The sequence below is a fragment of the Rhizobium metallidurans genome (assembly GCF_014196505.1).
Taxonomy (GTDB): Bacteria; Pseudomonadota; Alphaproteobacteria; order Rhizobiales; family Rhizobiaceae; genus Rhizobium; species Rhizobium metallidurans.
Genome location: NZ_JACIDW010000016.1, coordinates 35,915 through 58,486, shown reverse-complemented (window position 1 = coordinate 58,486; position 22,572 = coordinate 35,915). Strand labels below are relative to the sequence as shown.

The window sequence follows — 22,572 nt, the reverse complement described above, 5'->3', positions numbered from 1 at the left end:
AGGCGGGTGCTTCGAGTGCCCGCCTTTTTCTTTTGCGCCGGCAACTCAGCAGGATTTGTCAAATCGCGTTATGCTTGTCTGCAGCCGGTCAACTGGCATGAGGTTTCGACATGAACGGCAGCACGGCATGGGCACTCTATGAAAGCCGCCTGAGGCGGGTTTCCGCCTATATCCATGATCATCTCGACGAAGAGCTGGATATGGACAAGCTCGCCGGGATCGCCTGCATGTCGAGCTATCACTGGCACCGGATCTATCGCGCGGTTCATGGAGAGACGCTGGCGGCGACCGTCAAGCGGCTGCGATTGCATCGCGCGGCGGGCGACATCGTCCGTTCGGGTCTCGGGATCGGGGAGATTGCCAGGCGATCCGGCTATCCCAACCTCCAGTCTTTCAACCGCATCTTCAAGTCGGTCTACGGCATGCCGCCTGCCCGTTACCGGAAAGAGGGAAGCCACCAGGAGTTCCAACCCTCACCCAACGGAAGGACCAAAGCCATGTTCAACGTTACCTTACGGAAGATCGAGCCGATCGCGCTCATCGGTGTGCGCCATTCCGGCCCCTACATGCAGATCAGCAAGGCGTTCGAGGTTCTCTTCGGCACGCTCCACGCGCGCGGGCTGGCGAAGCCCGATATGCGGATGATCGGCGTCTATTTCGACGATCCCGATCTCGTGCCGGCCGAAGAGCTTCGCTCCATCGCCTGCGTGGCCGTCGACAGCGAGCTTACGGTCGAGGCGCCGCTCGAGCCGTTCACGCTCGAGGGCGGGGAATATGCCGTGCTCCGCCACAAGGGCCCCTATGCCGATATGTACAAGGCCTATCAGTGGCTGTTTTCGGAATGGCTGCCGAGTTCTGGCCGGCAGTTGCGTGACGGGCTGATGTTCGAGGATTACCTCAACAATCCGCGCGACGTGCCGCCGACCGAACTCGTGACCGAGATCTACATGCCTCTGATCTGAACCCTCAAGCGCCCGGTCAGGCGCTCTTCTGCAGCGCCTCGGTGGCTTCGTCGTCGATCGCGCGCGCCCGCTTGGAGGCGACGCGGTCGGTGACGCGGCCGACGTAATCGGCAAATGCCTGGCGCTTCTCGAAGGTGCCGAAGGAGAGCCCCCAGCCCACATGCGACCCGACATAGACATCGGCCGCCGTGAAGCGGTTGCCGGCGATATAGGGCGAGGCGCTGACGGCCTTTTCGAGCGTGTCCATCACGTCGGCATAGCTGCCATAGCCGGCCATCCGGCTCTTGTCGGCGGGCGTGTGAAAGCCGAGCGCGCGGTTGGTGGTTGCGGCTTCCAGAGGGCCGGCGGCAAAGAACATCCAGCGATAGTAGCTGCCGCGTTCTTCCGCCGTCGGTGCAAGGCCTGCGTCCGGAAAGGCTTCGGCCAGATAGGCGCAGATGGCGGCGCATTCGGTGACCACGGTCTTGCCGTGGCGGATCGCCGGCACCTTGCCCATCGGGTTGATGGCAAGATAATCCGGCGCCTTCATGCTGCTTTCGAAGCCAAGGATCTCGGTCGTATAGGGAGCGCCGGTTTCCTCCAGCATCCAGCGGGCGATCCGTCCGCGCGACATCGGGTTGGTATAGAAGATCAGTTCGTCGGCCATGGTGTTCTCCTCGTTTCGCTTGATAACTGGCGCGGGCCAGCGGCGAGGCAACGTCTACGGCATGGCGATGTCAGATTTTGGCAGTAGCGGCGGCGGGCTGTTCTCAGAGCGCCTTGCGATACTGGATGAAGCCGGAGCGCTCGGCGATGCGATCGTAGAGCTTTCGCGCCGTGGCATTGGTCTCGTGCGTCATCCAGTAGAGCCGGCCGGCGCCATGCTCGCGCGCAAGATCGGCGACGGCCTTGATCAATGCCGCGCCGATGCCGAGACCGCGCCCGATGTCGTCGACATAGAGATCCTGCAGGTAGCAGGTCGATTTGGGAAGCCAGGTGGAACGGTGAAAGATCGCGTGCACGATACCGACGAGCCCGTCGTCGCTATCGAAGGCGCCGAGCGCGTGCATCGGCTCTGCTGAATCATGGAAGCGCCCCCAGGTCAGGTCCGTCGTTTCCTCGGGGATCGCGACTTCGTAGAAGCGCTGGTAACCCGCCCAGAGCGGCTCCCAGGCGCCGCGGTCCGATGGCCGCAGCGGGCGGATGGTCGTGGTCTTCGTCATCGTCTTTCCCCTCCTGATATCCCTGAAACGAAAACGGCGGGGAAAACCCCGCCGCATCGTTCGCATATTCCGTATGGCTTATGCCATGGCCTTCTGCAGGTTCTCGTCGATCTTGTCGAGGAAAGCCGTGGTCGAGAGCCAGGGCTGATCCGGGCCGATCAGCAGCGCCAGGTCCTTGGTCATGAAGCCTGCTTCGACGGTGTCGACGCAGACCTTTTCCAGCGTCGCCGCGAACTTCGCCAGTTCGGCGTTGTCGTCGAGCTTGGCGCGGTGCGCGAGGCCACGGGTCCAGGCGAAGATCGAGGCGATCGAGTTCGTCGAGGTTTCCTGGCCCTTCTGGTGCTGGCGGTAGTGACGCGTCACCGTGCCGTGGGCGGCTTCGGCTTCGACGGTCTTGCCATCGGGGGTCAGGAGAACCGAGGTCATCAGGCCGAGCGAGCCGAAGCCCTGGGCAACGGTGTCGGACTGGACGTCGCCATCGTAGTTCTTGCAGGCCCAGACGTAGCCGCCGGACCACTTGAGTGCCGAAGCGACCATGTCGTCGATCAGGCGGTGCTCGTAGGTGATGCCGATTTCCTTGAACTGATCCTGGAATTCAGCCTCGTAGACTTCCTGGAAGATGTCCTTGAAGCGGCCGTCATAGGCCTTGAGGATGGTGTTCTTGGTCGACAGATAAACCGGCCACTTGCGCATCAGGCCGTACATCATCGAGGCGCGGGCGAATTCGCGGATCGATTCGTCGAGGTTGTACATGGCCATGGCCACGCCGGCGCCGGGAGCGTCGAAGACTTCCTTTTCGATGACCTGGCCGTCTTCACCGACGAACTTGATGGTCAGCTTGCCCTTGCCGGGGAATTTGAAGTCGGTGGCGCGGTACTGGTCGCCGAAGGCATGACGGCCGACGACGATCGGCTTGGTCCAGCCGGGAACGAGACGCGGCACGTTCTGGCAGATGATCGGCTCGCGGAAGATGACGCCGCCGAGGATGTTGCGGATCGTGCCGTTCGGGCTCTTCCACATCTGCTTGAGGTTGAATTCCTTGACACGGTCCTCATCGGGCGTGATCGTGGCGCACTTGATGCCGACGCCGTGCTTCTTGATGGCGTTGGCGGCGTCGATGGTCACCTGGTCGTTGGTGGCGTCGCGGTTTTCGACGGAGAGGTCGAAATAGTCGATGTCGAGGTCGAGATACGGGTGGATCAGCTTGTCCTTGATAAGCTGCCAGATGATGCGCGTCATTTCATCGCCGTCGAGATCGGCGACGGGATTGGCGACCTTGATCTTTTTCATATATCTGCCTCGTTAAGCTTATGAGGGACATGCGTCCCGGGTGGGTGATATAAAATCCCGAGGGCTATAGCATTGTGAGCCCGGAGTGCAAAGCCGCAAGCAGGGCAGATTTGTGTGTTTTTGCGGCATTGCCAAGAGATGGAAAATGGCTAGTCTCCGCGCGAAACCATTGCCTTGGACATTTGATCATGAAGACGATTTCGCTTGCCTCAGCCGTCCTGCTCGGCCTCACCGCCACCGTATTCGCCGCTGACGCGACGGCGCCGGTCAAGGAGATCATGGAGGCCACCGCCAAGAACTGGTCGGGCGCCGACGAGGACTGGCAGGATATCTTCGACGACAGCAGGCTCGGGCGCATCTACAGCAAGGATTTCGTCGCCAAGTACCGCGCGGCGATGCAGAATCCGGCCGCCGACGAGGACGGTGTTTCGCCGTTCGATTACGATGTCATCGTCAACGGCGAGGATGCCTGCCCGCTGCAGGACATGACCTATACGCCGAAGCCGGGCGAAAGCGGCGCGACCGAAGTGGTGGTCACCTTCAAGAAGCAGACCTGCATGGACGGGGTCGACGACAAGCAGGCGCTGACCACGGTGCGGTTCGAGGTGATGGACGAGGGTGGGAAGCCTGTCGTCGACGACGTGTTCACCGAAGGCGATCCCGGCCAGCCGGCGAATTCGCTGAAGAACACGATGGTGCAGATCTCCAAGGGCCAGTGAACGACGCCGCTCGGTTGACGCGCGGCGCCAGGCGTCGCGGCGGCGATCGCGAAGATTGATTTGCTTTGGGGCCTGTGGCGATATGTAAGCGGTGAACACCATTCCTGCGCTCCGGGGCCCGAACAGCTTGTTTTCCGGTTTTGATTTCCGCGATTGGCTGCTTGCCAACGATCCGGCGCTGTCTCGGCTGAGGATGGCGTTGCGCGTTACATTATCGGTGGCGCTGTCGTTCGGCGTGCTGCTTGTCATTCATTCGTTGCTGTTTCCGCTGCCGACGGCGTCCTACGGGCTCGGGATCGTGCTGGCCATCGAAGGCGGCGTGGCGGTGCGCGACAAGGGCGGCGGGCGGCAGCTGGTAACCCGGCTTCTGGGCTGCGCCGCCAGTCTCATAGTCGTCGTCATCGCCGCCGGGCTGGAAGGGCACCGGCTGATCTCCGACGCCGCTTTTCTTCTGATCATCTTCCTCGCGGCTTCCGCGCGTGTCCTTGGGGCCCGCGGTCATGCGATCGGCATGTTCGCCTTCATGTCGTACTTCCTCGGCGCCTATTTCCAGCCGCCGATCGCCGAGCTGCCTTTCGTCGCGATCGGCCCGGTCGTCTCCTCGCTGATCGCGCATGCGGTGCGCTCGGTCGTGCTGCCCGACGACTGGCGGCGCGACCTGTTGCGGTCGCTCGAAAGCGTGCAGGGGCGGATCAACCAGATCCTGTTCAAGATCGCGGCGCTCGCCGCGGTGAAAAGCGTTTCGGAGGCGGACCGGCAGGAACTCAATCAGCTGGAGGAGCGGCTGAAGGACGTCGTGCTGATGGCCGAGAGCTTCATCCCCCGGCCTGCGAGCGGCGTTTTCGATCCGGGCACGGAGCCGGCGGGCGAACTGGCGATCCGCTTGTTCGACGCGCATCTGGCAGCCGAGGGCGCGATCATGCTCTGCTCGCAAGCGCTGCCGCCTTTCGAGCTGGTGCATGGGATCATCGAGGGCCATTCCGTGCGCTCGCCCGGCGAGGACGACGACAGCTCCACGGCCGAGGCGACACGAGCGCTGATCAGGCTCGGCAATGCGCGGGCTGAGCTCGTCGAGACCATCGACGAGGGCAACCGGACCGGATTCGCCGATATCGCCGCCGTGGCCGAGGCACCGGCTCAGGCGTCGCGGCCCGATTTTTCGTTGCGCAATCCGCTGATGCGCTCGGCGCTGCAGATCACGGTCGCATCGGCGATCGCCATGACGCTCGGTCTCGGCCTTTCGCGCGAGCGCTGGTTCTGGGCGGTGCTCGCGTCCTTCCTTGTCTTTACCAACACGAATTCGCGTGGCGATACGGCGATGAAGGCGCTGCAGCGATCGGTGGGGACACTGTTCGGTATCGGGATCGGACTTCTGCTCGCGACGCTGCTTGCCGGCCATCAGCTGCCGGCGCTGGCAATCACGAGTCTCGCCATCTTCCTGGCCTTCTACTTCCTGCAGACAAGCTATGCGACGATGACCTTCTTCGTGTCGATCGCGCTTTGCCTTGTCTACGGGATGATCGGGTCGCTGACGCTCGATCTCCTCCTGCTGCGCGTCGAGGAGACGGCGCTCGGCGCGGCGGTGGGCACGCTGGTGGCCTTCGTCGTCTTTCCGGCACGCACCCGCGGCGCGCTCGACCTCGTGCTCGACAAATGGTTCGCGGCGCTTACCGCGCTGCTGAAGGCCGCCGCCGGCGGCGAGCCGCGGCATGTGCTGATCGGCCTGTCGCAGACGCTGGACGCCGCCTACAAGGATCTGGCGACGGCGGCGCGGCCGCTCGGGTCGTCATGGTCTGTTGTCACCAGGCCGGGACAGGTCCGTCAGACGCTGGCGATCTTCCTCGCCGCCACCTACTGGGCACGGATGATGGCGAAGAACCGGGAGGCATCGATCACCGACGACGATGCGCGCCAGTTGATCGACGCCAGCCTCGCACGCGTCACGTCTTCATCGGCGCGGCGCTCGGCGTGTTTCTTTGTCGATCGCAATATCCCGGTACCCTCCGCGCGCCACCATCCGCATGCCAGCAAGGGATGGCGGCAGGGGCTCGAGATGATCGGGCTGACGCTCGAGCGGCTGTATCCGGACGCATAAGCCTTGCCGTTTCAGCCCGTCTTGGCTATTTGCGCGCCTAGCAAAAGGATTTTGACTTCATGGCAGGCACGAACAGCGAGCGTCTTCTTCTGACGGAAGGTCCCGTCATCATTCTGGTCGAGCCGCAGATGGGCGAGAATATCGGGATGGTGGCGCGGGCCATGGCGAATTTCGGCCTTTCGGAACTGCGCCTCGTCAACCCGCGCGACGGATGGCCGAACGAGAAAGCGCAGGCTGCCGCCTCCAAGGCCGACCACGTGATCGAGGGCACCAAGGTGTTCGAGACGCTGGAAGAGGCGATATCCGATCTCAATTTCGTCTATGCGACGACGGCGCGCGAGCGCGACGGCTTCAAGCCGGTGCGTTCGCCCGTCGTGGCGGCTCAGACGTTGCGTGCGCGGTTTACGGCCGGTGAGGGGACTGGCATCCTCTTCGGGCGCGAGCGATGGGGCCTCTCCAATGAAGAGGTGGCGCTGGCCGACGAGATCGTGACCTTCCCGGTCAATCCCGCCTTCGCCTCGCTCAATATCGCGCAGGCGGTGCTGCTGATGTCCTATGAGTGGATGAAGTCGGGCATGGAGGATCTCGGCAGCGTTCCCTTCCAGGCGACGGAGCAGACGCCATCGACGAAGGAACAATTGCACGGGCTCTACGACCAGTTGGAAGAAGCGCTGGATTCGCGCAATTATTTCCACCCGCCCGCGAAAAAGCCGAAAATGATCGACAATCTCCGGGCAGTCCTTTCCCGCCGCGCCTTCACGGAGCAGGAAATCAGCGTGATGCGCGGCGTGATCTCCTCCCTCGACCGTTTCTCGCGGCAATATCCGCGCGGAAGCCGGGCGCCCGCAGACGTCAAGGAACATCAGGAAGATGACAGCAGCGACGCATGAGCTGAAACCCGTCCTGGTCTTCGATTCAGGCATTGGCGGGCTGACGGTGCTGCGCGAGGCGCGGGTGCTGATGCCCGAGCGCGGTTTCATCTATGTCGCCGACGATGCCGGCTTCCCCTATGGCGGATGGGAGGAGCAGGCGCTGAAGGAGCGGATCATCGATCTGTTCGCCCGGCTGCTTCGCGAGCACGACCCCGAGGTCTGCATCATCGCCTGCAACACGGCCTTCACGCTCGCCGGCGCCGATTTGCGCGCCGCATTCCCCGGCATGACCTTCGTCGGCACCGTGCCGGCGATCAAGCCGGCGGCGGAGCGGACGCGCTCGGGCCTCGTCTCGGTGCTGGCGACACCCGGAACCGTCAAGCGCGCCTATACGCGCGATCTCATCCAGTCCTTCGCGCAGCAATGCGATGTGCGCCTCGTCGGCTCGGAAAACCTGGCGCGCATGGCGGAGGCCTATATTCGCGGTGATACGCTCTCCGATGAAGCCGTCATGGGCGAGATCGCTCAGTGCTTCGTGGAGAAGGATGGCAGGAAGACCGATATCGTCGTGCTTGCCTGCACGCACTATCCGTTCATGGCCAACATCTTCAGAAGGCTGGCGCCGTGGCCGGTCGATTGGCTCGATCCGGCGGAAGCCATAGCCCGGCGGGCGCGCAGCCTCGTGCCTGAAGTGGCCGATGCCGTGCATCCCGACAATTTCGACTTCGCCGTCTTTACGTCGGGCAATCCGAATTTTTCGACGAAACGGCTGATGCAGGGATTTGGTCTCACCGTCAGGTGACATCGTTTCGTCGCGGCGATCTTTCGCGCCGCCGACGCTTTCCTTCGCGATGCCGATATCGCAAGCTCGCGGATGGAGAATCGTTCGCGAGCTTCGGCTCCCTGACGCGAACAGGGGATGTCTGATGTCGTTTCAAAGACTTGTGATGCTGATCTTCTTCCTGCAGCCGATCGCCTTCGGCAGCTGGCTGCCGCGCATTCCCGATGTGCAGGCGAAGCTCGGCATGGGGCCGGCCGATCTTGCCATCGCGCTGCTCGGGCTGCCGATCGGCACGCTGATGACCTTGCCCTTCGCCGGCCGGCTGGTCGCGAAGATCGGCGGACGGGCGACGATCATCTACGGTTTCGTCGCCTTTCTCGCGGTCGCCTCGCTACCGGCTTTCGCCGACAGCATGACGACGCTGTTCTTCACGCTGATGATCCTTGGCGTCACGCTGTCGACGCTCGAACTCGGCCTCAATGTCGAGGCCGACCGGGCGGAAAAGACGACCGGCCTCATGATCATGAGCCGCTGCCATGGCTTCTGGAGCCTCGGCATCATGGCAGGCAGCCTGCTTGGCGTCGGTGCCGCGGCGCTGCATCTGCCGGCGAACTGGTCGCTCGCCCTGATCGCGCTGCTGGTGCTGCCGATCGCGCTCTTCGTCAGCGCGCGGCTGCCGCTCGGGCCCGATCCGGCGGCCGAGACGTCGCATGCGAAAAGCGCGCCGTTCAAGCTGCCGAGTGCCGCCCTTCTCGGCATCTGCGCCTTCACCTTCGGCATCACCATGACCGAGGGCGCGATCGCCGACTGGTCGGCGGTCTATCTGCGCGACGTGCTGTTTGCGACAGGCGCGCTGACCGGTCTCGGTTATTCGGTCTTCGCCTGCCTCGTGGCAACAGGGCGCTTCGGCGGCGATTACATGAAGAGTCGCTTCGGCGCCGTTGTCATCGCGCGGGTCTGCGGCTGCGCCTCGCTGACGGGTATGGTGATCGTGCTCTTGGCGCCGAACACGGCGGTGGCGCTGATCGGTTTCGCGGCGATCGGTGTAGGGGTTTCGGTCGGCTTCCCGCTGGCGGTCACGGCCTCCGCCAGCCTGACGGACCGGCCGGCTGCCTCGAGCGTCGCCATCCTGACCTTCATCGCGCTCAGCGGTTTTCTCGTCGGTCCGCCGGCAATCGGCTTCGTCGCCGAAGCCTTCGGCCTGCGTGTCGGGCTGGGCATCCTGTTGATCCCGCTTGCCGTCAGCCTGCTCTTCACGCGGATGCTGATACCGAGCGCAGCGGGCGATGCAAGCTCGGTCGTTTCGGACAAGGCGGCTTGATTCGAGGCGGCGCGATTGGCTGTGGGTTTTGTTCGGTAGGCCGAGCATTCCGCCACGAATCTGCTAAAGAGTGGCGTTGATTTCAGAAGGGGAATGGGACTTGCAGGTTGGTATCGATATGGGATCGGCGTCGGGAGGCAATCCGGCCACGCTCGATATCGAGGAGCTTCTGGCGACCCGTCTCCTTGTTCAGGGCAATTCCGGCTCAGGAAAGTCGCATTTGCTGCGGCGCCTGCTCGAGCAATCCGCGCCGTGGGTGCAGCAGGTCATCATCGACCCCGAGGGTGATTTCGTCACGCTGAGCGACAAGTTCGGCCATGTGGTCGTCGATGGCGAGCGCACCGAGGCGGAGCTCGCCGGCATTGCCAACCGCATTCGCCAGCACCGCGTCTCCTGCGTTCTCACGCTCGAAGGGCTCGAGATCGAGCAGCAGATGCGCGCCGCCGCCGCCTTTCTCAACGGCATGTTCGATGCCGATCGCGAGTTCTGGTATCCGGTCCTCGTCGTCGTCGACGAAGCGCAGATGTTCGCGCCGTCGGTTGCCGGCGAAGTCTCCGACGATGCGCGCAAGATGTCGCTCGGCGCGATGACCAACCTGATGTGCCGCGGCCGCAAGCGCGGTCTGGCCGGCGTCATCGCCACGCAGCGTCTGGCGAAGCTCGCCAAGAACGTCGCCGCCGAAGCGTCGAATTTCCTGATGGGCCGAACCTTCCTCGATATCGACATGGCGCGCGCCGCCGACCTGCTCGGCATGGACCGTCGCCAGGCGGAGATGTTTCGCGATCTGAAGCGCGGTAACTTCGTCGCTCTCGGTCCGGCCCTGTCGCGCCGTCCGCTGCCGATCCAGATCGGCAATGTCGAGACCTCGGCGCGTTCGTCGAGCCCGAAGCTGATGCCGCTGCCGGACTGTCCTCAGGATGTCGAGGACCTGATCTTCACGCCCGATCCGGAAGAGTTCCAGCGGCCGATAGTGCGCCGCGCCGCTCCCGCACCCCGCCCGACCACCGATATCCTGGCCGAGCTTTCCCGCTCCGCGCCGGCGGCAACCGCGCCGCAGCCGGCCGAAGGCCGCGCCAGCCAGCCGGAGATGTCGGCGGAAGACCGCGAGGAGCGCGTCTCGGCAGTGCTCAGCGAGATCCTCGACGATCCGGGTTCGGGTTTCCGCACGGATTCGGTGCTCTATCAGGAGTTCCTCGTGCGCCTTCGCATGCGTCGCGTGCCGGGATCGCCGATGTCGCTGCCGGAGTTCCGCCGCCGCGTCGCCGTATCGCGCTCGGGCGTCGACCCCGACACCGCCGAAACCGAAGCCTGGGCGACGGCCCTGTCGCTGTCATCAGGCGTGACGGATGATCTGCAGGGCGTCTTCCTGATGCTCGCCAAGGCCGCCGTCTGCGGCGAGCCGTGCCCGTCGGATGCCCGCATCGCGCGCGCCTACGGCACGCATTCGGCGCGCCGCGCCCGGCGTCTCCTCGGCTATTTCGAGGAGCAGGGGACGGTGGTCGTGCATACCGATTTCTCCGGCAAGCGGATCGTCGCTTTCCCCGACATGAACTGCCAGACGGCGCCTGGCGATGCCAATGCGCCGGATGTCGACGGCGTGCGCTCGGCGGCCGAGTAATCCACAGGCATTCCCTGATCGCTATCGCCTGGCAGGGCGCGTTTTCACGTCATGCGAGCGCGTTTCTACACGATAGGGTTGCTTCTGTCATATCGAGTTCATCTACCGGGCCGATAAGGCTTGCATGCCCTTTGGGGGCACACACTTTGACCTTTTGCCCAAGGAGATGTTGGCCATGTCGAATTTCACCCGTTCACACGCGATCAAGGCATTCGCGGCAGCGCTGCTTGCCACCGTTGCCGGTCAGCCGGCTTATGCCCAGGATGCCGCGGCGACCAAGCTTCTGGAGCGCGGCGCAAGCGAGGACTTGAGCAAGCCGGGTGGCGCGCGCCGCATCTCCGGCGACATCACCGAGGCGTACCGCGCCGCGATCGTCGATGGCCGCCCGAAGAATGTGATCCTCCTGATCGGTGACGGCATGGGCGATTCCGAAATCACCGTCGCGCGCAACTATGCCGTCGGCGCCGGCCAGTATTTCAAGGGCCTCGACGCGCTGCCGATCACCGGCCAGTACACGCATTATTCGCTCGACAAGAAGACCGGCAAGCCGACCTACGTGACCGATTCGGCCGCGTCGGGCACCGCGTGGGCGAGCGGCGTGAAGAGCTATAACGGCGCGATCGGCGTCGACATCCGCGAAGAGGCGCAGGAGACGCTGCTGGAGAAGGCCAAAGCCGCCGGTCTTGCCACGGGCAACGTTTCGACCGCCGAACTGCAGGACGCGACGCCTGCCGTGCAGGTCGCCCACGTCACGCAGCGCAAGTGCTACGGCCCGGAAGCAACGACAGAGAAGTGCGCCAGCAACGCGCTCGAGAACGGTGGCAAGGGTTCGATCACCGAGCAGCTTATCGGCACGCGCGCCGACGTGACGCTCGGTGGCGGCGCCAAGAGCTTCGGCGAGACCGCCAAGGCCGGTGACTGGAAGGGCAAGACGTTGCGCCAGCAGGCCGAAGAACGCGGCTACAAGATTGTCACCAATGCCGACGAGCTTGCCGCCGTCAAGCAGGCCAATGACAGCGCCCCGGTTCTCGGCCTGTTCGCCGAGGGCAACATGCCGGTTCGCTGGCAGGGCCCGCAGGCGAGCCGCAACGGCAATATCGACAAGGAGCCCGTCGTCTGCCAGCCGAACGAGAAGCGCACGGCCGCCACGCCGACGCTGGCGCAGATGACCTCGAAGGCGATCGATCTGCTCAAGACCAATGAGAAGGGCTTCTTCCTGCAGGTCGAGGGCGCCTCGATCGACAAGCAGGACCACGCCTCCAATCCTTGCGCCCAGATCGGCGAAACCGTCGATCTCGACGAAGCCGTTCAGGAAGCACTGAAGTTCGCCAAGGAGAAGGGTGACACGCTCGTGATCGTCACCGCCGACCATGCCCACTCCAGCCAGATCATCGACCCGAGCTCCAAGGCTCCAGGCTTCACGGAAACGCTGATGACCAAGGACGGCGCGGTGATGGCCGTCAGCTACGGCAACGCGGAAGAGGCCGAGGACCAGGGGCATACCGGTTCGCAGCTGCGCATCGCCGGCTACGGTCCGCGCGCCGCCAACGTCAGCGGTTTGACCGACCAGACGGATCTGTTCTACACGATCAGCGACGCGCTCGGCCTCAAGCCGCAGAAGGCAGCAATGAAGTAAGCCTCTCCGGCTTTCTTGAGATCATACGGTTTTGGCGGTGCGGCCATGGATTGTGATTGACATTCCAGTGACTTCACCCTAAAGACCGCGCCAGCACGGGGCAGCAATGTCCCGTGTTTCATTTGACATGTCCCGTGGAGTTTCCAGTTCGCGTAACCGGAAAATCCTGTCGGGCCTCCTCAAAAGAGGCCAAAGGAGGGCGTGTTTCCTTCGAGCGGTTTGGAAACAGACCGCCGTAACACTCTGAAAGGAAATACGATGAGCAAGCGCGAATCGTCCAAGTATAAAATTGACCGCCGTATGGGCGAAAACATCTGGGGCCGTCCTAAGTCCCCGGTGAACCGCCGCGAATACGGCCCGGGCCAGCACGGCCAGCGCCGCAAGGGCAAGCTTTCGGACTTCGGTGTGCAGCTGCGCGCCAAGCAGAAGCTCAAGGGTTACTACGGTGACCTGCGCGAGAAGCAGTTCCGCGCGATCTTCGCCGAAGCTTCGCGCCGCAAGGGCGACACTTCTGAAAACCTCATCGGTCTGCTGGAATCCCGCCTGGATGCGATCGTCTATCGCGCCAAGTTCGTTCCGACCGTCTTCGCTGCCCGTCAGTTCGTCAACCACGGCCACGTGACCGTGAACGGCGTTCGCGTCAACATCGGTTCCTACCGTTGCAAGGCCGGCGATGTCATCGAAGTTCGTCAGAAGTCCAAGCAGCTGGTTTCGGTTCTCGAAGCCATCAGCCTGGCTGAACGCGACGTTCCTGAGTACATCGAAGTCGACCACAACAAGATGGTCGCTACCTTCGCTCGTGTACCGGCTCTCAGCGACGTACCGTACGCTGTTGTCATGGAACCGCACCTGGTGGTCGAATTCTACTCGCGTTAATCGCGACGTTTTCGCATACGGAAAAGCCGCCTCTCGGGGCGGCTTTTTTGTTATCTTCAGAGGGGTCGTGATGACGGATTTGCAGGCAGTCCTCGACAGTATCCATACCGAGCTCCAGCCGCGCATCGGCGAGGGCAAGGTGGCGGACTATATTCCCGAGCTCGCCAAGATCGATCCCGCCCAGTTCGGGCTCTCGGTCGTGACTGTCGATGGCAAGGTCTATAGCGTCGGCGATGCGGCCGTGCCGTTTTCGATCCAGAGTATCTCCAAGGTCTTCATGCTGACGCTGGCGCTCGGCAAGGTCGGCGAGGGGCTATGGAAGCGGGTCGGGCGCGAGCCGTCGGGCAATGCCTTCAACTCGATCGTCCAGCTCGAGCAGGAAGCCGGCATCCCCCGCAATCCCTTCATCAACGCTGGCGCCATCGCTGTTGCCGACGTGGTGCTCGCCGGCCACGAGCCGCGCGAGGCGATCGGCGAAGTCCTGCGCTTCGTGCGCTATCTGGCCGATGACGAGACGGTGACGATCGACGACAAGGTCGCCAGGTCGGAGACGCAGACGGGCTACCGCAATTTCGCGCTGGCCAATTTCATGCGCGCCTACAAGAATATCGATCATCCGGTCGAGCATGTGCTCGGCGTTTATTTCCATCAGTGCGCGCTGTCGATGAGCTGCGAGCAGCTGGCCCGCGCCGGGCTGTTTCTTGCCGCTCGCGGCGCAAACCCCATGACCGGCCATTCGGTCGTCTCGCCGAAGCGGGCGCGGCGTATCAACGCGCTGATGCTGACCTGTGGCCACTACGACGGTTCCGGCGATTTCGCCTATCACGTCGGCCTTCCCGGCAAGAGCGGCGTCGGCGGCGGCATCTTCGCGGTGGCGCCCGGTATCGCCTCGATCGCGGTGTGGTCGCCGGGGCTGAACAGGGTCGGCAATTCGCAGCTCGGCGCGGTGGCGCTGGAAATGCTGGCGGGCCGCACGGGATGGTCGGTTTTCGGCGATTGATGCTGTGTTAAGGCGCGGCTTTCTGCTAGACGGGATTTGGTTTCGACCTGGGGCCTGAACGGATGAGACAATGAATATCGCAGCCAATATCGCGGATGAGCTGGAAACGCCCGAGACCGAGGGCGCGATCGCGCATGCGCTGTTTGCCGATGCGCCAAGCTCCGTGTCGTTCAACAAGCTGCGCAAGCGGCTGCTGCGCCAGGTGCGCCAGGCCTTCGACGATTTCGGCATGCTGAAGGGCCAGAAGCGCTGGCTGATCGGGATTTCCGGCGGCAAGGATTCCTACGGCCTGCTGGCCCTGCTGCTTGATCTGCAATGGCGCGGCCTGCTGCCGGTCGAGCTCGTCGCCTGCAATCTCGACCAGGGGCAGCCGAACTTCCCGAAGCATATCCTGCCGGAGTATCTGGCGAAGATCGGCGTCAGGCACCGGATCGAATATCGCGACACCTATTCGATCGTGAAGGAGAAGGTCCCGGCCGGCGGCACCTACTGCTCGCTCTGTTCGCGCCTGCGCCGCGGCAATCTCTACCGGATCGCCCGCGAGGAGGGCTGCGACGCGCTGGTGCTCGGCCACCACCGCGAGGATATTCTCGAAACCTTCTTCATGAACTTCTTCCACGGCGGCCGCCTGGCCGCGATGCCGGCGAAGCTCCTCAACGACGAGGGCGACCTGATGGTGCTGCGGCCGCTGGCCTATTGCGCCGAGGACGACATGGCGAAATTCGCCGCCGCCATGCAGTTTCCGATCATCCCCTGCGACCTCTGCGGCTCGCAGGACGGGCTGCAGCGCAACGCCATGAAGGAAATGCTCGCCGATATCGAGCGCCGCATGCCGGGCCGCAAGGATACGATGCTGCGCGCGCTCTCGCACGTGAACCCGTCGCACCTGCTCGACCCCAAGCTTTTCGACTTCGCCGGCCTGATGGCGGGCGAAGCCGCGCCGGAAAAGTGAACTTCCGCGCGCGCTTAAGTTCTTGTTTGACACATGTCGCTGTCGCAAAATCGCGGCATAGTCTTTCGGCATGTCACAGCGCCAGGAAGGATGAACCATGGCTTCCAAGATAGATGTAACGACGCTTGCCGATCTCTTGCGGCGGGCGGCGAAGGCGGAGATATTGCCGCGCTTCCGCCGGCTCGGCAGCGACGACGTGCGCGCCAAGACCGAGGCGACCGATCTTGTGACGGAAGCCGATCTCGAAGCCGAGCGCATGATCAAGGCCGAGGTCGCCACGCTGTGGCCGGAGGCGCTGTTCATCGGCGAGGAGTCGGTCGCGGCCGATCCGGCGCTGCTTGGGAAACTGAAGGATGCGTCCTTGTCGATCATCGTCGATCCCGTCGATGGCACCTTCAACTTCGCATCCGGCATCCCCGCCTTCGGCGTCATGGCCTCGGTGGTCGCGAATGGCGAATGCATCGCCGGCATCATCTACGACCCGATGGGCGACGACTGGGTGATCGCCGAAAAGGGCGCCGGCACATGGCTGAAGCGCCCCGACGGCGATACGCAGCGGCTTCGCACGGCCGCGCCCGTCGCGCTCGAGCAGATGGTCGGCATGGCCTCGACCGGCTTTTTGCCGCAGGGCAAGCGTGCCGAAGTGCTCGCCAACCTCGCCAAGGTCCGCTTCATCTGCAACTACCGTTGCGCCGCGCACGAACACCGGGCATTCGCGGGCGGCCATGTGCATTACCTCATGTATAACAAGCTGATGCCCTGGGACCATCTCGGCGGCACGCTCGCCTGCGTCGAGGCCGGCGGCTATGCCGCGCGTTTCGACGGTTCGGCCTATCTGCCGGAGCATGTCGACGGCGGTCTGCTGATCGCGCCGGACAAGGAAAGCTGGGAGCTGCTGCGGCGCGAGGTGTTTACGGTGTAAGGCGGCGCGTCTCGACGTTTCCGCTCCGGTCATTGCAATCCCACCTTCGTTGCTCCTATAAATGTTGGCGGAGGTGGGCATGCTCAAGCACACGACGATCAATCTCCCTGAGGAACTGCTGGCACGCGTGGAAACCTACGCGGCCGAAAAACGGACGACTGTCACTGCCATCGTCCGCGAACATCTCGAAGCGATCGTCGAGCCGAGGCGGGCGCCGACCGACCATGACGCACTTCTAGCTTATTCCAAGGGCCTGCTGTCGCGAAGGGAGGCGGTTCGCCGCCTTGGGCTGCGGGACTATGCTTCGCTGCTAGTCGCGCTAGGCGACGCCGATCTGCCGCTGCCGCTTCCGCCAGCTCATGAACTCGAAGAGCAGGCGACGACTTTCGTTAAGCTCTGGCGGATGGGATGAAAAGATGTACGCTGATCCTTCCGGACGCCGGATCGGCAGTTCCTGGAGGCCCGATTAAGAGTGCAGCCGGCGCGCATGTCACGCGCCGGTTATCGCGAACTACTTAGAAATGCCCCGCGCCCGGATCGAGCTGCGGATCGTCGCCCGGGTGGGTGAAGAGCTTGCCGCCCTCGGCCCAGAGCGTGGCCACGATGCTGATCAGGCCGAACAGCGCGAAGCCGCCGAAGAGCGGCTGCACCGTGCCGTTGAACAGCTGGCCGACCGCGCCGCCGAGGATGGCGCCGAAGGTGGTCGAGACGAAGCCGGTGATCGAGGTCGCGGTGCCGGCGAGATTGCCCATCGGCTCCAGGCTGATCGCCGTGAAGTTGGTGGCGATCACCGCGAACATCATCAGCAGGATCGTGAAAAGCGCATAGGCCAGCGTGAAGCTTGGCGTGCCGCCGAGCGCCTTCACGAAGCCGATCGCCGAGATGATGGTGAAGAGGATCATCGCGACATGCGAGATGCGGCGCATGCCGAACTTGCGCACGAAGAAGCCGTTGGCGAAGTTGGCGACCGCGATACCGCCCGCGGTGGCGGCAAAGGCGATCGGCAGCCAGTCGCCAAGTCCGTAGACCTCGCCGAATACCTGCTGAACCGAGATGACATAGGCGCTGATGACGGCGGTGAACATGGTCAGGCCGATCATGTAGCCGCAGGTGATCCTGTTGGTAAGCACCGTCTTGAAGCCGTCGACCACATTGCCGAAGGAGAGCGGGATGCGCTCTTCGCGCGGCAGCGATTCCTTCAGGCGCAGGGATGCCCAGACGAACAGGATGGCGCCGACGATGCCGAGCAGGATGAAGATCCAGTGCCAGTTGGCGTAGGTGATGATCAGCTGGCCGACCGAGGGAGCGACGATCGGCACGATCATGAAGACGATCATGACATAGGACATGACACGCGCCATCTCACGGCCACCGAAGCAGTCGCGGACGACGGCCATGGTGGTGATCCGGACGGCCGCGCCGCCGAGGCCCTGGATGAAGCGCATGACGAGCAGCATCTCGAAGCTGCCGGTCGCCGCCGCGCCGAACATGGCCAGCACATAGACGGCGAGGCCGCCGAGCAGGATGTTGCGGCGGCCGAACGTGTCGGACAGGCTGCCGAAGATGATCTGCGATACGCCGAAGCCGAGGAAGAAGACGCCGATGACGAGCTGCGCGTCGTTGGCGTTCACCACGTTGAGCGCTCGGCCCATGGCGGGCAAAGCGGGCAACATGCTGTCGATCGCCATGGCGACGCTGGCGGTCATGATGGCGATGGTGATGACGAATTCTAGGAAGCCCATGCCGATGCGGCTGGAGCCCTGGTTTTCGGTATGCGGCTTATGGGGCGGCGTCATGGAATTGTCCTGAAATATGAAATTGTCTCGACCGGCGAATGTTTCAGGCCGCCGGATTATGCGGCTGGAACAGCTGGCCTTTCTCGGCGATCAGCACGAAGACGAGGCCGATGATCGAGACCGTGAAATAGCCGGCGACCATGGGAAGCGCCGTGCCGTTGAAAGCCTGGCCGATGCCGGCGCCGATCAGTGCGCCGCCGACGGTGCTCATGAAGCCGAGGACCGACGAGGCGGTGCCGGCGACGTGGCCGAGCGGCTCCATCGCCAGCGAGTTGAAGTTCGAGCCGATCCAGCCGAACTGGAACATCGCCAGACCGAAGAAACCGATGAACAGGAAGAATGGCATGGGATGCGGCCCGAACACCAGGGCCAGCAGCCAGATGGTGTTGATGGTGATGAAGCCGAGCAAGGCGCCATGCGACAGGCGGCGCATGCCGAACTTGCCGACAAGGCGCGAATTGAGGAACGACGACATCGACATGAAGACCGCGACGCCGGCGAAGGCGAGGGGGAAGTAGACGCCGAGGCCGTAGATACCGACATAGATCTGCTGCGCCGAGTTGATGAAACCGAACAGCGAGCCGAAGATGAAGGTGCTGGCGATCGTGTAGCAAAGCGCGACGCGATTGGTGAGAACCAGCTTGAAGCCGCCGAGCACCGATTTCACGGTGAAGGGGCGAACGTTTTCCGGACGCAGCGTTTCGGGCAGGCGGATGTAGGCCCATGCGGCGATGATGGCCGCCATGACGGCGATGAACAGGAAGATCAGGTGCCAGCTGCCGAACAGCATGATGATCTGGCCGCTTCCCGGCGCGATGACGGGAACGATCATGAAGACCATCATGATCAGCGACATGACCTCGGCCATCTGCCTGCCGCCGTAGATATCGCGAACGATGGAGATGGTGATGACGCGGGTGGCGGCGGAGCCGAGGCCCTGGATGAAGCGCAGGATGAGCAGGCCTTCGAAGGTCGGGACCAGCGCGCTGCCGAGCGAGGAGCAGATATAGATGCCGATGCCGGCGAGCAGCGGCAGCCGGCGACCGAAACGATCCGACAAGGGACCGTAGACAAGCTGGGCGACGCCGAAGCCGAGAAGGTAGCTCGAGACGACGAACTGGCGGTTGTTTTCGTTCTCGACGTTGAGGCTGGCGCCGATCTGCTGCAGCGCCGGCAGCATGATGTCGATCGCCAGCGAGTTGATCGCCATCAGGAAGGCCGCAAGCGCGATGAACTCACCCTTGCGCATGGGGATGCGGCCCACATGCGCGGCTTGTGATGAATCTGTCACAATGTAATTCCCAAAAACAGGCCAAGGCGCTGTTCAGCACAGCGCCTCGGACTCAAAATACAGAAATGGAAACCGGGCTGACGTCCGGTGACCGGTCAGGTCAAGCGGCGCCGCGAACGGTTACGCCGTTGTCCTGAAAGTGCTGCTGCAATTCGCCAGCCTGGAACATTTCCTTGACGATGTCGCAGCCGCCGATGAATTCACCCTTGACGTAAAGCTGGGGAATGGTCGGCCAGTTGGAGTAATCCTTGATGCCCTGGCGGATTTCCGAATCGGCGAGCACGTCGACGCTCTTGTAGTCGACGCCGATGTAATCGAGAATCTGCACGACCTGGCCGGAGAAACCACACTGGGGAAACTGCGGCGAGCCCTTCATGAAAAGGACGACGTCGTTGGTCTTGATTTCGTTGTCGATGAATTCGTTGATGCCGCTCATGGGACCTAATCCTTTCAACAGGCGAGTTAAAGGCCCGCCGTTTCAATCGTTCAGCTTAGATAGCATGTGACGATCGGAATTCCAGCGGGTGCGAACAAAAAAAGAAGGGCCCTATCGGTCTGATGTTCTGGCTGTTGCCGATCCGTTACGGATTGAGGTTCGGCAACGGCTGCGCGTCTTGTCCGGTGTCGATCAAGCCTTCCGCGCCTGGCTGGCGAGCGGGAATCAAAAATGCCCGGCGGAACCGGGCATCTTTCAACAGGCCTTGACCGCCGTACTTATTCAGGCGCCGAGGTCTGCAGCGCCAGTGCGTGCAGAACGCCGCCCATGTTGCCCTTCAGCGCGTCGTAGACCATCTTGTGCTGCTGCACGCGGCTCTTGCCGCGGAAGGCCTCGGCTACGACTTCGGCGGCGTAGTGATCGCCGTCGCCGGCCAGATCACGGATGACCACCTTGGCGCCGGGAATGCCGGCCTTGATCATGTCTTCGATGTCACCGGGTTTCATGGCCATGGTCGATTACTCCTTGCGCATCATTCCGCGGCAGCGAGCGTGCCGCTGCCATCCATGAACTCAGGGAACCACGATTCATGGGCGTGGCGCAATTGCTGAATTGGCAGCGACAGCAGATCGTCGATGACAAGCGCGTCACCCGCGACCGTGCCGAGGCGGCGGAACGGAACGCCCGCGCCTTCCGCGTTGGCGCAGACGAAGTCGGCGACATCGGCAGGGACGGTGAGCACGTAGCGTGCCTGGTCCTCGCCGAAGAGAAGCCCGTGGGTTTCGCCGCGGCCTTCGCTGAGGCTGATCTTCAGGCCCTTGCCCGAGGACATCGCCATTTCCGCCAGGGCGAGCGCAAGGCCGCCCGAGGAGAGGTCGTGGCAGGCGGTTGCCTGGCCGTTGCGGATGACGGAGCGCACGAAGTTGCCGTTGCGGCGTTCGGCGAAGAGATCGACTTCCGGCGGCGGGCCGTCGGTGCTGCCGAGGATGTCGCGCAGGTAGATCGATGAGCCGAGGTGGCTGCCGTCGGTGCCGATCATGATGACCTTGTCACCATCGGATGCACCGCCGATGCGCGCCATCTTCTTCCAGTCGCCGAGAAGGCCGACGCCGGCGATGGTTGGGGTCGGAAGGATCGCGACGCCGTTGGTCTCGTTGTAGAGAGAGACGTTGCCCGAAACGATCGGGAAGTCGAGCGCGCGGCAGGCTTCGCCAATGCCCTTCACGGCCTGCACCAGCTGGCCCATGATCTCGGGCTTTTCCGGGTTACCGAAGTTGAGGTTGTCGGTCGCCGCCAGCGGCTCGGCGCCGGTCGCGGTGATGTTGCGCCAGCATTCGGCCACGGCCTGCTTGCCGCCTTCGAACGGATCGGCCTCGACATAGCGCGGCGTCACGTCGGACGAGAAGGCGAGCGCCTTGGTCGGATGCGTGTCGACGCGCACGACGCCGGCATCGCCGCCCGGCAGTTGCAGCGAGTTGCCCTGGATCAGCGTGTCGTACTGTTCGTAGACCCAGCGGCGGCTGGATTCGTTCGGCGAGCCGACGAGTTTGAGCAGTGTCTGGCCGTAATCCTCGGGCGCCGCGACCAGATTGGCGGGCATGGGCGCGCGCTTGTCGGCTTCGCGCCAGGGGCGGTCATATTCCGGTGCCTGATCGCCGAGATCCTTGATCGGCAGGTCGGCGACTTCAACGCCCTGGTGCATGACGCGGAAACGCAGGTCGTCCGTGGTCTTGCCGACGATCGCGAAATCGAGGCCCCACTTGACGAAGATCGCCTTGGCGACTTCTTCCTTGGCGGGCTCGAGAACCATGAGCATACGCTCCTGGCTTTCCGACAGCATCATTTCGTAGGCGGTCATCTGGTCCTCGCGCACCGGGACGGTGTCGAGGTCGAGCAGGATGCCGAGGTCGCCCTTGGCGCCCATTTCGACGGCCGAACAGGTGAGACCCGCCGCACCCATGTCCTGGATGGCGATGACGGCGCCGGTCTGCATCAGTTCGAGGCAGGCTTCGAGCAGGCACTTTTCGGTGAAGGGGTCGCCGACCTGAACGGTCGGGCGCTTCTCTTCGATCGATTCGTCGAATTCCGCCGATGCCATGGTCGCGCCGCCGACACCGTCGCGGCCGGTCTTTGCGCCGAGATAGACGACGGGCAGGCCGACGCCCTTGGCTTCTGAGAGGAAGATGCCGTCGGACTTGGCAAGGCCGGCCGCGAATGCGTTGACCAGGATGTTGCCGTTATAGCGCGCGTCGAACTCGACTTCGCCGCCAACCGTCGGAACGCCGAAGGAATTGCCGTAGCCGCCGACGCCGGAGACGACGCCGGAGACGAGATGCTTCGTCTTGGGGTGATCGGGCGAGCCGAAACGCAGCGCGTTCATGGCGGCGATCGGGCGCGCACCCATGGTGAAGACGTCGCGCAGAATGCCGCCGACGCCCGTGGCCGCACCCTGGTAGGGCTCGATGTAGGACGGGTGGTTGTGGCTCTCCATCTTGAAGACGACGACGTCGCCGTCATCGATATCGACGACACCGGCGTTTTCGCCCGGGCCCTGGATGACGCGCGGACCCTTGGTGGGGAGCGTGCGGAGCCATTTCTTGGAGGATTTGTAGGAGCAGTGCTCGTTCCACATGGCCGAGAAGATGCCGAGCTCGGTAAAGGTCGGCTCCCTGCCGATCAGATCCAGAATCCGCTGGTATTCGTCCGGCTTCAGGCCGTGGGCGGCGATCAGTTCTGGAGTGATCGGGCGGGTATTGGAAATGGTCATGAGCTCTGCGAAGTCCCTGCCGTTGCGCGATTTCGG

Annotated in this window: 21 protein-coding genes; 13 read left to right on the top strand and 8 right to left on the bottom strand. The window is 63.4% G+C overall.

The window, feature by feature from the left end; all coding sequences use genetic code 11:
* The first annotated feature begins 110 nt into the window (after positions 1-110).
* The gene (locus GGQ67_RS19665; protein WP_183901827.1) at positions 111-962 is read left to right on the top strand and encodes an AraC family transcriptional regulator; all 852 of its coding nucleotides are present in this window, start codon (positions 111-113) and stop codon (positions 960-962) included.
* Between the two features lie 16 nt (positions 963-978).
* Here the strand turns inward: GGQ67_RS19665 and GGQ67_RS19660 are convergent, their stop codons facing one another.
* The 3 genes from GGQ67_RS19660 to GGQ67_RS19650 all read right to left on the bottom strand — a co-directional run bounded on the left by GGQ67_RS19660 (position 979) and on the right by GGQ67_RS19650 (position 3,454).
* Positions 979-1,608, bottom strand: a complete 630-nt coding sequence (locus GGQ67_RS19660) for a glutathione S-transferase family protein (RefSeq protein ID WP_183901826.1) — start codon at positions 1,606-1,608, stop codon at positions 979-981.
* A 103-nt stretch (positions 1,609-1,711) separates the two neighbouring features.
* The gene (locus tag GGQ67_RS19655; protein WP_183901825.1) at positions 1,712-2,164 is read right to left on the bottom strand and encodes a GNAT family N-acetyltransferase; all 453 of its coding nucleotides are present in this window, start codon (positions 2,162-2,164) and stop codon (positions 1,712-1,714) included.
* Positions 2,165-2,242: 78 nt separating this feature from the next.
* Entirely contained in the window at positions 2,243-3,454 is a 1,212-nt protein-coding gene (locus tag GGQ67_RS19650; RefSeq protein WP_018902180.1) for an NADP-dependent isocitrate dehydrogenase, read from the bottom strand.
* Positions 3,455-3,642: 188 nt separating this feature from the next.
* On the opposite strand from GGQ67_RS19650, the gene GGQ67_RS19645 reads away from it, so the two are divergent.
* The 12 genes from GGQ67_RS19645 to GGQ67_RS19590 all read left to right on the top strand — a co-directional run bounded on the left by GGQ67_RS19645 (position 3,643) and on the right by GGQ67_RS19590 (position 16,658).
* Positions 3,643-4,173: a hypothetical protein gene (locus GGQ67_RS19645; protein ID WP_183901824.1), complete on the top strand. Its 531-nt coding sequence runs from the start codon at positions 3,643-3,645 to the stop codon at positions 4,171-4,173.
* A gap of 127 nt (positions 4,174-4,300) precedes the next feature.
* Positions 4,301-6,268, top strand: a complete 1,968-nt coding sequence (locus GGQ67_RS19640) for an FUSC family protein (protein WP_183901823.1) — start codon at positions 4,301-4,303, stop codon at positions 6,266-6,268.
* A 59-nt stretch (positions 6,269-6,327) separates the two neighbouring features.
* Positions 6,328-7,158, top strand: a complete 831-nt coding sequence (locus tag GGQ67_RS19635; RefSeq protein ID WP_183901822.1) for an RNA methyltransferase — start codon at positions 6,328-6,330, stop codon at positions 7,156-7,158.
* Positions 7,139-7,942 (top strand): glutamate racemase, encoded by an 804-nt coding sequence (murI, locus tag GGQ67_RS19630; RefSeq protein ID WP_183901821.1) that lies wholly within the window; start codon positions 7,139-7,141, stop codon positions 7,940-7,942. The genes GGQ67_RS19635 and murI overlap by 20 nt, the downstream gene beginning before the upstream one ends.
* Positions 7,943-8,066: 124 nt before the next feature.
* Positions 8,067-9,242 (top strand): MFS transporter, encoded by a 1,176-nt coding sequence (locus GGQ67_RS19625; RefSeq protein WP_183901820.1) that lies wholly within the window; start codon positions 8,067-8,069, stop codon positions 9,240-9,242.
* A 100-nt stretch (positions 9,243-9,342) separates the two neighbouring features.
* Positions 9,343-10,860: a helicase HerA domain-containing protein gene (locus GGQ67_RS19620; RefSeq protein WP_183901819.1), complete on the top strand. Its 1,518-nt coding sequence runs from the start codon at positions 9,343-9,345 to the stop codon at positions 10,858-10,860.
* A 175-nt stretch (positions 10,861-11,035) separates the two neighbouring features.
* Positions 11,036-12,496 carry an alkaline phosphatase gene (gene phoA, locus GGQ67_RS19615; protein ID WP_183901818.1) on the top strand — a complete coding sequence of 487 codons (1,461 nt, stop codon included), beginning with the start codon at positions 11,036-11,038 and terminating at the stop codon, positions 12,494-12,496.
* Positions 12,497-12,754: 258 nt separating this feature from the next.
* On the top strand, positions 12,755-13,372 hold the full coding sequence (gene rpsD / locus GGQ67_RS19610) for a 30S ribosomal protein S4 (protein ID WP_183901817.1): 618 nt from the start codon (positions 12,755-12,757) through the stop codon (positions 13,370-13,372).
* 70 nt (positions 13,373-13,442) lie between these two features.
* Positions 13,443-14,372 (top strand): glutaminase, encoded by a 930-nt coding sequence (locus GGQ67_RS19605; protein WP_183901816.1) that lies wholly within the window; start codon positions 13,443-13,445, stop codon positions 14,370-14,372.
* Between the two features lie 70 nt (positions 14,373-14,442).
* Positions 14,443-15,324, top strand: coding sequence for a tRNA 2-thiocytidine(32) synthetase TtcA (ttcA, locus tag GGQ67_RS19600; protein WP_183901815.1), 882 nt, complete (start codon positions 14,443-14,445; stop codon positions 15,322-15,324).
* 97 nt (positions 15,325-15,421) lie between these two features.
* Entirely contained in the window at positions 15,422-16,246 is an 825-nt protein-coding gene (locus tag GGQ67_RS19595) for an inositol monophosphatase family protein (RefSeq protein ID WP_183901814.1), read from the top strand.
* Between the two features lie 79 nt (positions 16,247-16,325).
* The gene (locus GGQ67_RS19590) at positions 16,326-16,658 is read left to right on the top strand and encodes a hypothetical protein (protein ID WP_183901813.1); all 333 of its coding nucleotides are present in this window, start codon (positions 16,326-16,328) and stop codon (positions 16,656-16,658) included.
* A 103-nt stretch (positions 16,659-16,761) separates the two neighbouring features.
* On the opposite strand, the gene GGQ67_RS19585 is transcribed toward GGQ67_RS19590, so the two are convergent.
* The 5 genes from GGQ67_RS19585 to purL form a co-directional block, all read right to left on the bottom strand.
* A complete protein-coding gene (locus GGQ67_RS19585; protein ID WP_183901812.1) occupies positions 16,762-18,042 on the bottom strand; it encodes a multidrug effflux MFS transporter in 1,281 nt (426 codons plus the stop codon).
* Positions 18,043-18,085: 43 nt separating this feature from the next.
* Complete coding sequence (locus tag GGQ67_RS19580) at positions 18,086-19,291, bottom strand: multidrug effflux MFS transporter (protein WP_183901857.1); 1,206 nt, start codon at positions 19,289-19,291, stop codon at positions 18,086-18,088.
* Between the two features lie 142 nt (positions 19,292-19,433).
* Positions 19,434-19,769: a Grx4 family monothiol glutaredoxin gene (grxD, locus tag GGQ67_RS19575; protein ID WP_183901811.1), complete on the bottom strand. Its 336-nt coding sequence runs from the start codon at positions 19,767-19,769 to the stop codon at positions 19,434-19,436.
* A 278-nt stretch (positions 19,770-20,047) separates the two neighbouring features.
* Positions 20,048-20,281, bottom strand: a complete 234-nt coding sequence (locus tag GGQ67_RS19570; RefSeq protein WP_018902199.1) for a BolA/IbaG family iron-sulfur metabolism protein — start codon at positions 20,279-20,281, stop codon at positions 20,048-20,050.
* 20 nt (positions 20,282-20,301) lie between these two features.
* On the bottom strand, positions 20,302-22,536 hold the full coding sequence (gene purL / locus GGQ67_RS19565) for a phosphoribosylformylglycinamidine synthase subunit PurL (RefSeq protein ID WP_183901810.1): 2,235 nt from the start codon (positions 22,534-22,536) through the stop codon (positions 20,302-20,304).
* Between the last annotated feature and the right edge of the window lie 36 nt (positions 22,537-22,572).

Coding starts and splice junctions, on each gene's coding strand:
- GGQ67_RS19625 (WP_183901820.1), top strand. CDS start 8,067: ATGTCGTTTCAAAGACTTGTGATGCTGATCTTCTTCCTGCAGCCGATC.
- GGQ67_RS19595 (WP_183901814.1), top strand. CDS start 15,422: ATGGCTTCCAAGATAGATGTAACGACGCTTGCCGATCTCTTGCGGCGG.
- purL (WP_183901810.1), bottom strand. CDS start 22,536: ATGACCATTTCCAATACCCGCCCGATCACTCCAGAACTGATCGCCGCC.
- phoA (WP_183901818.1), top strand. CDS start 11,036: ATGTCGAATTTCACCCGTTCACACGCGATCAAGGCATTCGCGGCAGCG.
- murI (WP_183901821.1), top strand. CDS start 7,139: ATGACAGCAGCGACGCATGAGCTGAAACCCGTCCTGGTCTTCGATTCA.
- GGQ67_RS19605 (WP_183901816.1), top strand. CDS start 13,443: ATGACGGATTTGCAGGCAGTCCTCGACAGTATCCATACCGAGCTCCAG.
- GGQ67_RS19650 (WP_018902180.1), bottom strand. CDS start 3,454: ATGAAAAAGATCAAGGTCGCCAATCCCGTCGCCGATCTCGACGGCGAT.
- GGQ67_RS19590 (WP_183901813.1), top strand. CDS start 16,326: ATGCTCAAGCACACGACGATCAATCTCCCTGAGGAACTGCTGGCACGC.
- GGQ67_RS19645 (WP_183901824.1), top strand. CDS start 3,643: ATGAAGACGATTTCGCTTGCCTCAGCCGTCCTGCTCGGCCTCACCGCC.
- GGQ67_RS19580 (WP_183901857.1), bottom strand. CDS start 19,291: ATGCGCAAGGGTGAGTTCATCGCGCTTGCGGCCTTCCTGATGGCGATC.
- GGQ67_RS19660 (WP_183901826.1), bottom strand. CDS start 1,608: ATGGCCGACGAACTGATCTTCTATACCAACCCGATGTCGCGCGGACGG.
- GGQ67_RS19665 (WP_183901827.1), top strand. CDS start 111: ATGAACGGCAGCACGGCATGGGCACTCTATGAAAGCCGCCTGAGGCGG.
- rpsD (WP_183901817.1), top strand. CDS start 12,755: ATGAGCAAGCGCGAATCGTCCAAGTATAAAATTGACCGCCGTATGGGC.
- GGQ67_RS19635 (WP_183901822.1), top strand. CDS start 6,328: ATGGCAGGCACGAACAGCGAGCGTCTTCTTCTGACGGAAGGTCCCGTC.
- GGQ67_RS19585 (WP_183901812.1), bottom strand. CDS start 18,042: ATGACGCCGCCCCATAAGCCGCATACCGAAAACCAGGGCTCCAGCCGC.
- GGQ67_RS19570 (WP_018902199.1), bottom strand. CDS start 20,281: ATGGCCATGAAACCCGGTGACATCGAAGACATGATCAAGGCCGGCATT.
- ttcA (WP_183901815.1), top strand. CDS start 14,443: ATGAATATCGCAGCCAATATCGCGGATGAGCTGGAAACGCCCGAGACC.
- grxD (WP_183901811.1), bottom strand. CDS start 19,769: ATGAGCGGCATCAACGAATTCATCGACAACGAAATCAAGACCAACGAC.
- GGQ67_RS19655 (WP_183901825.1), bottom strand. CDS start 2,164: ATGACGAAGACCACGACCATCCGCCCGCTGCGGCCATCGGACCGCGGC.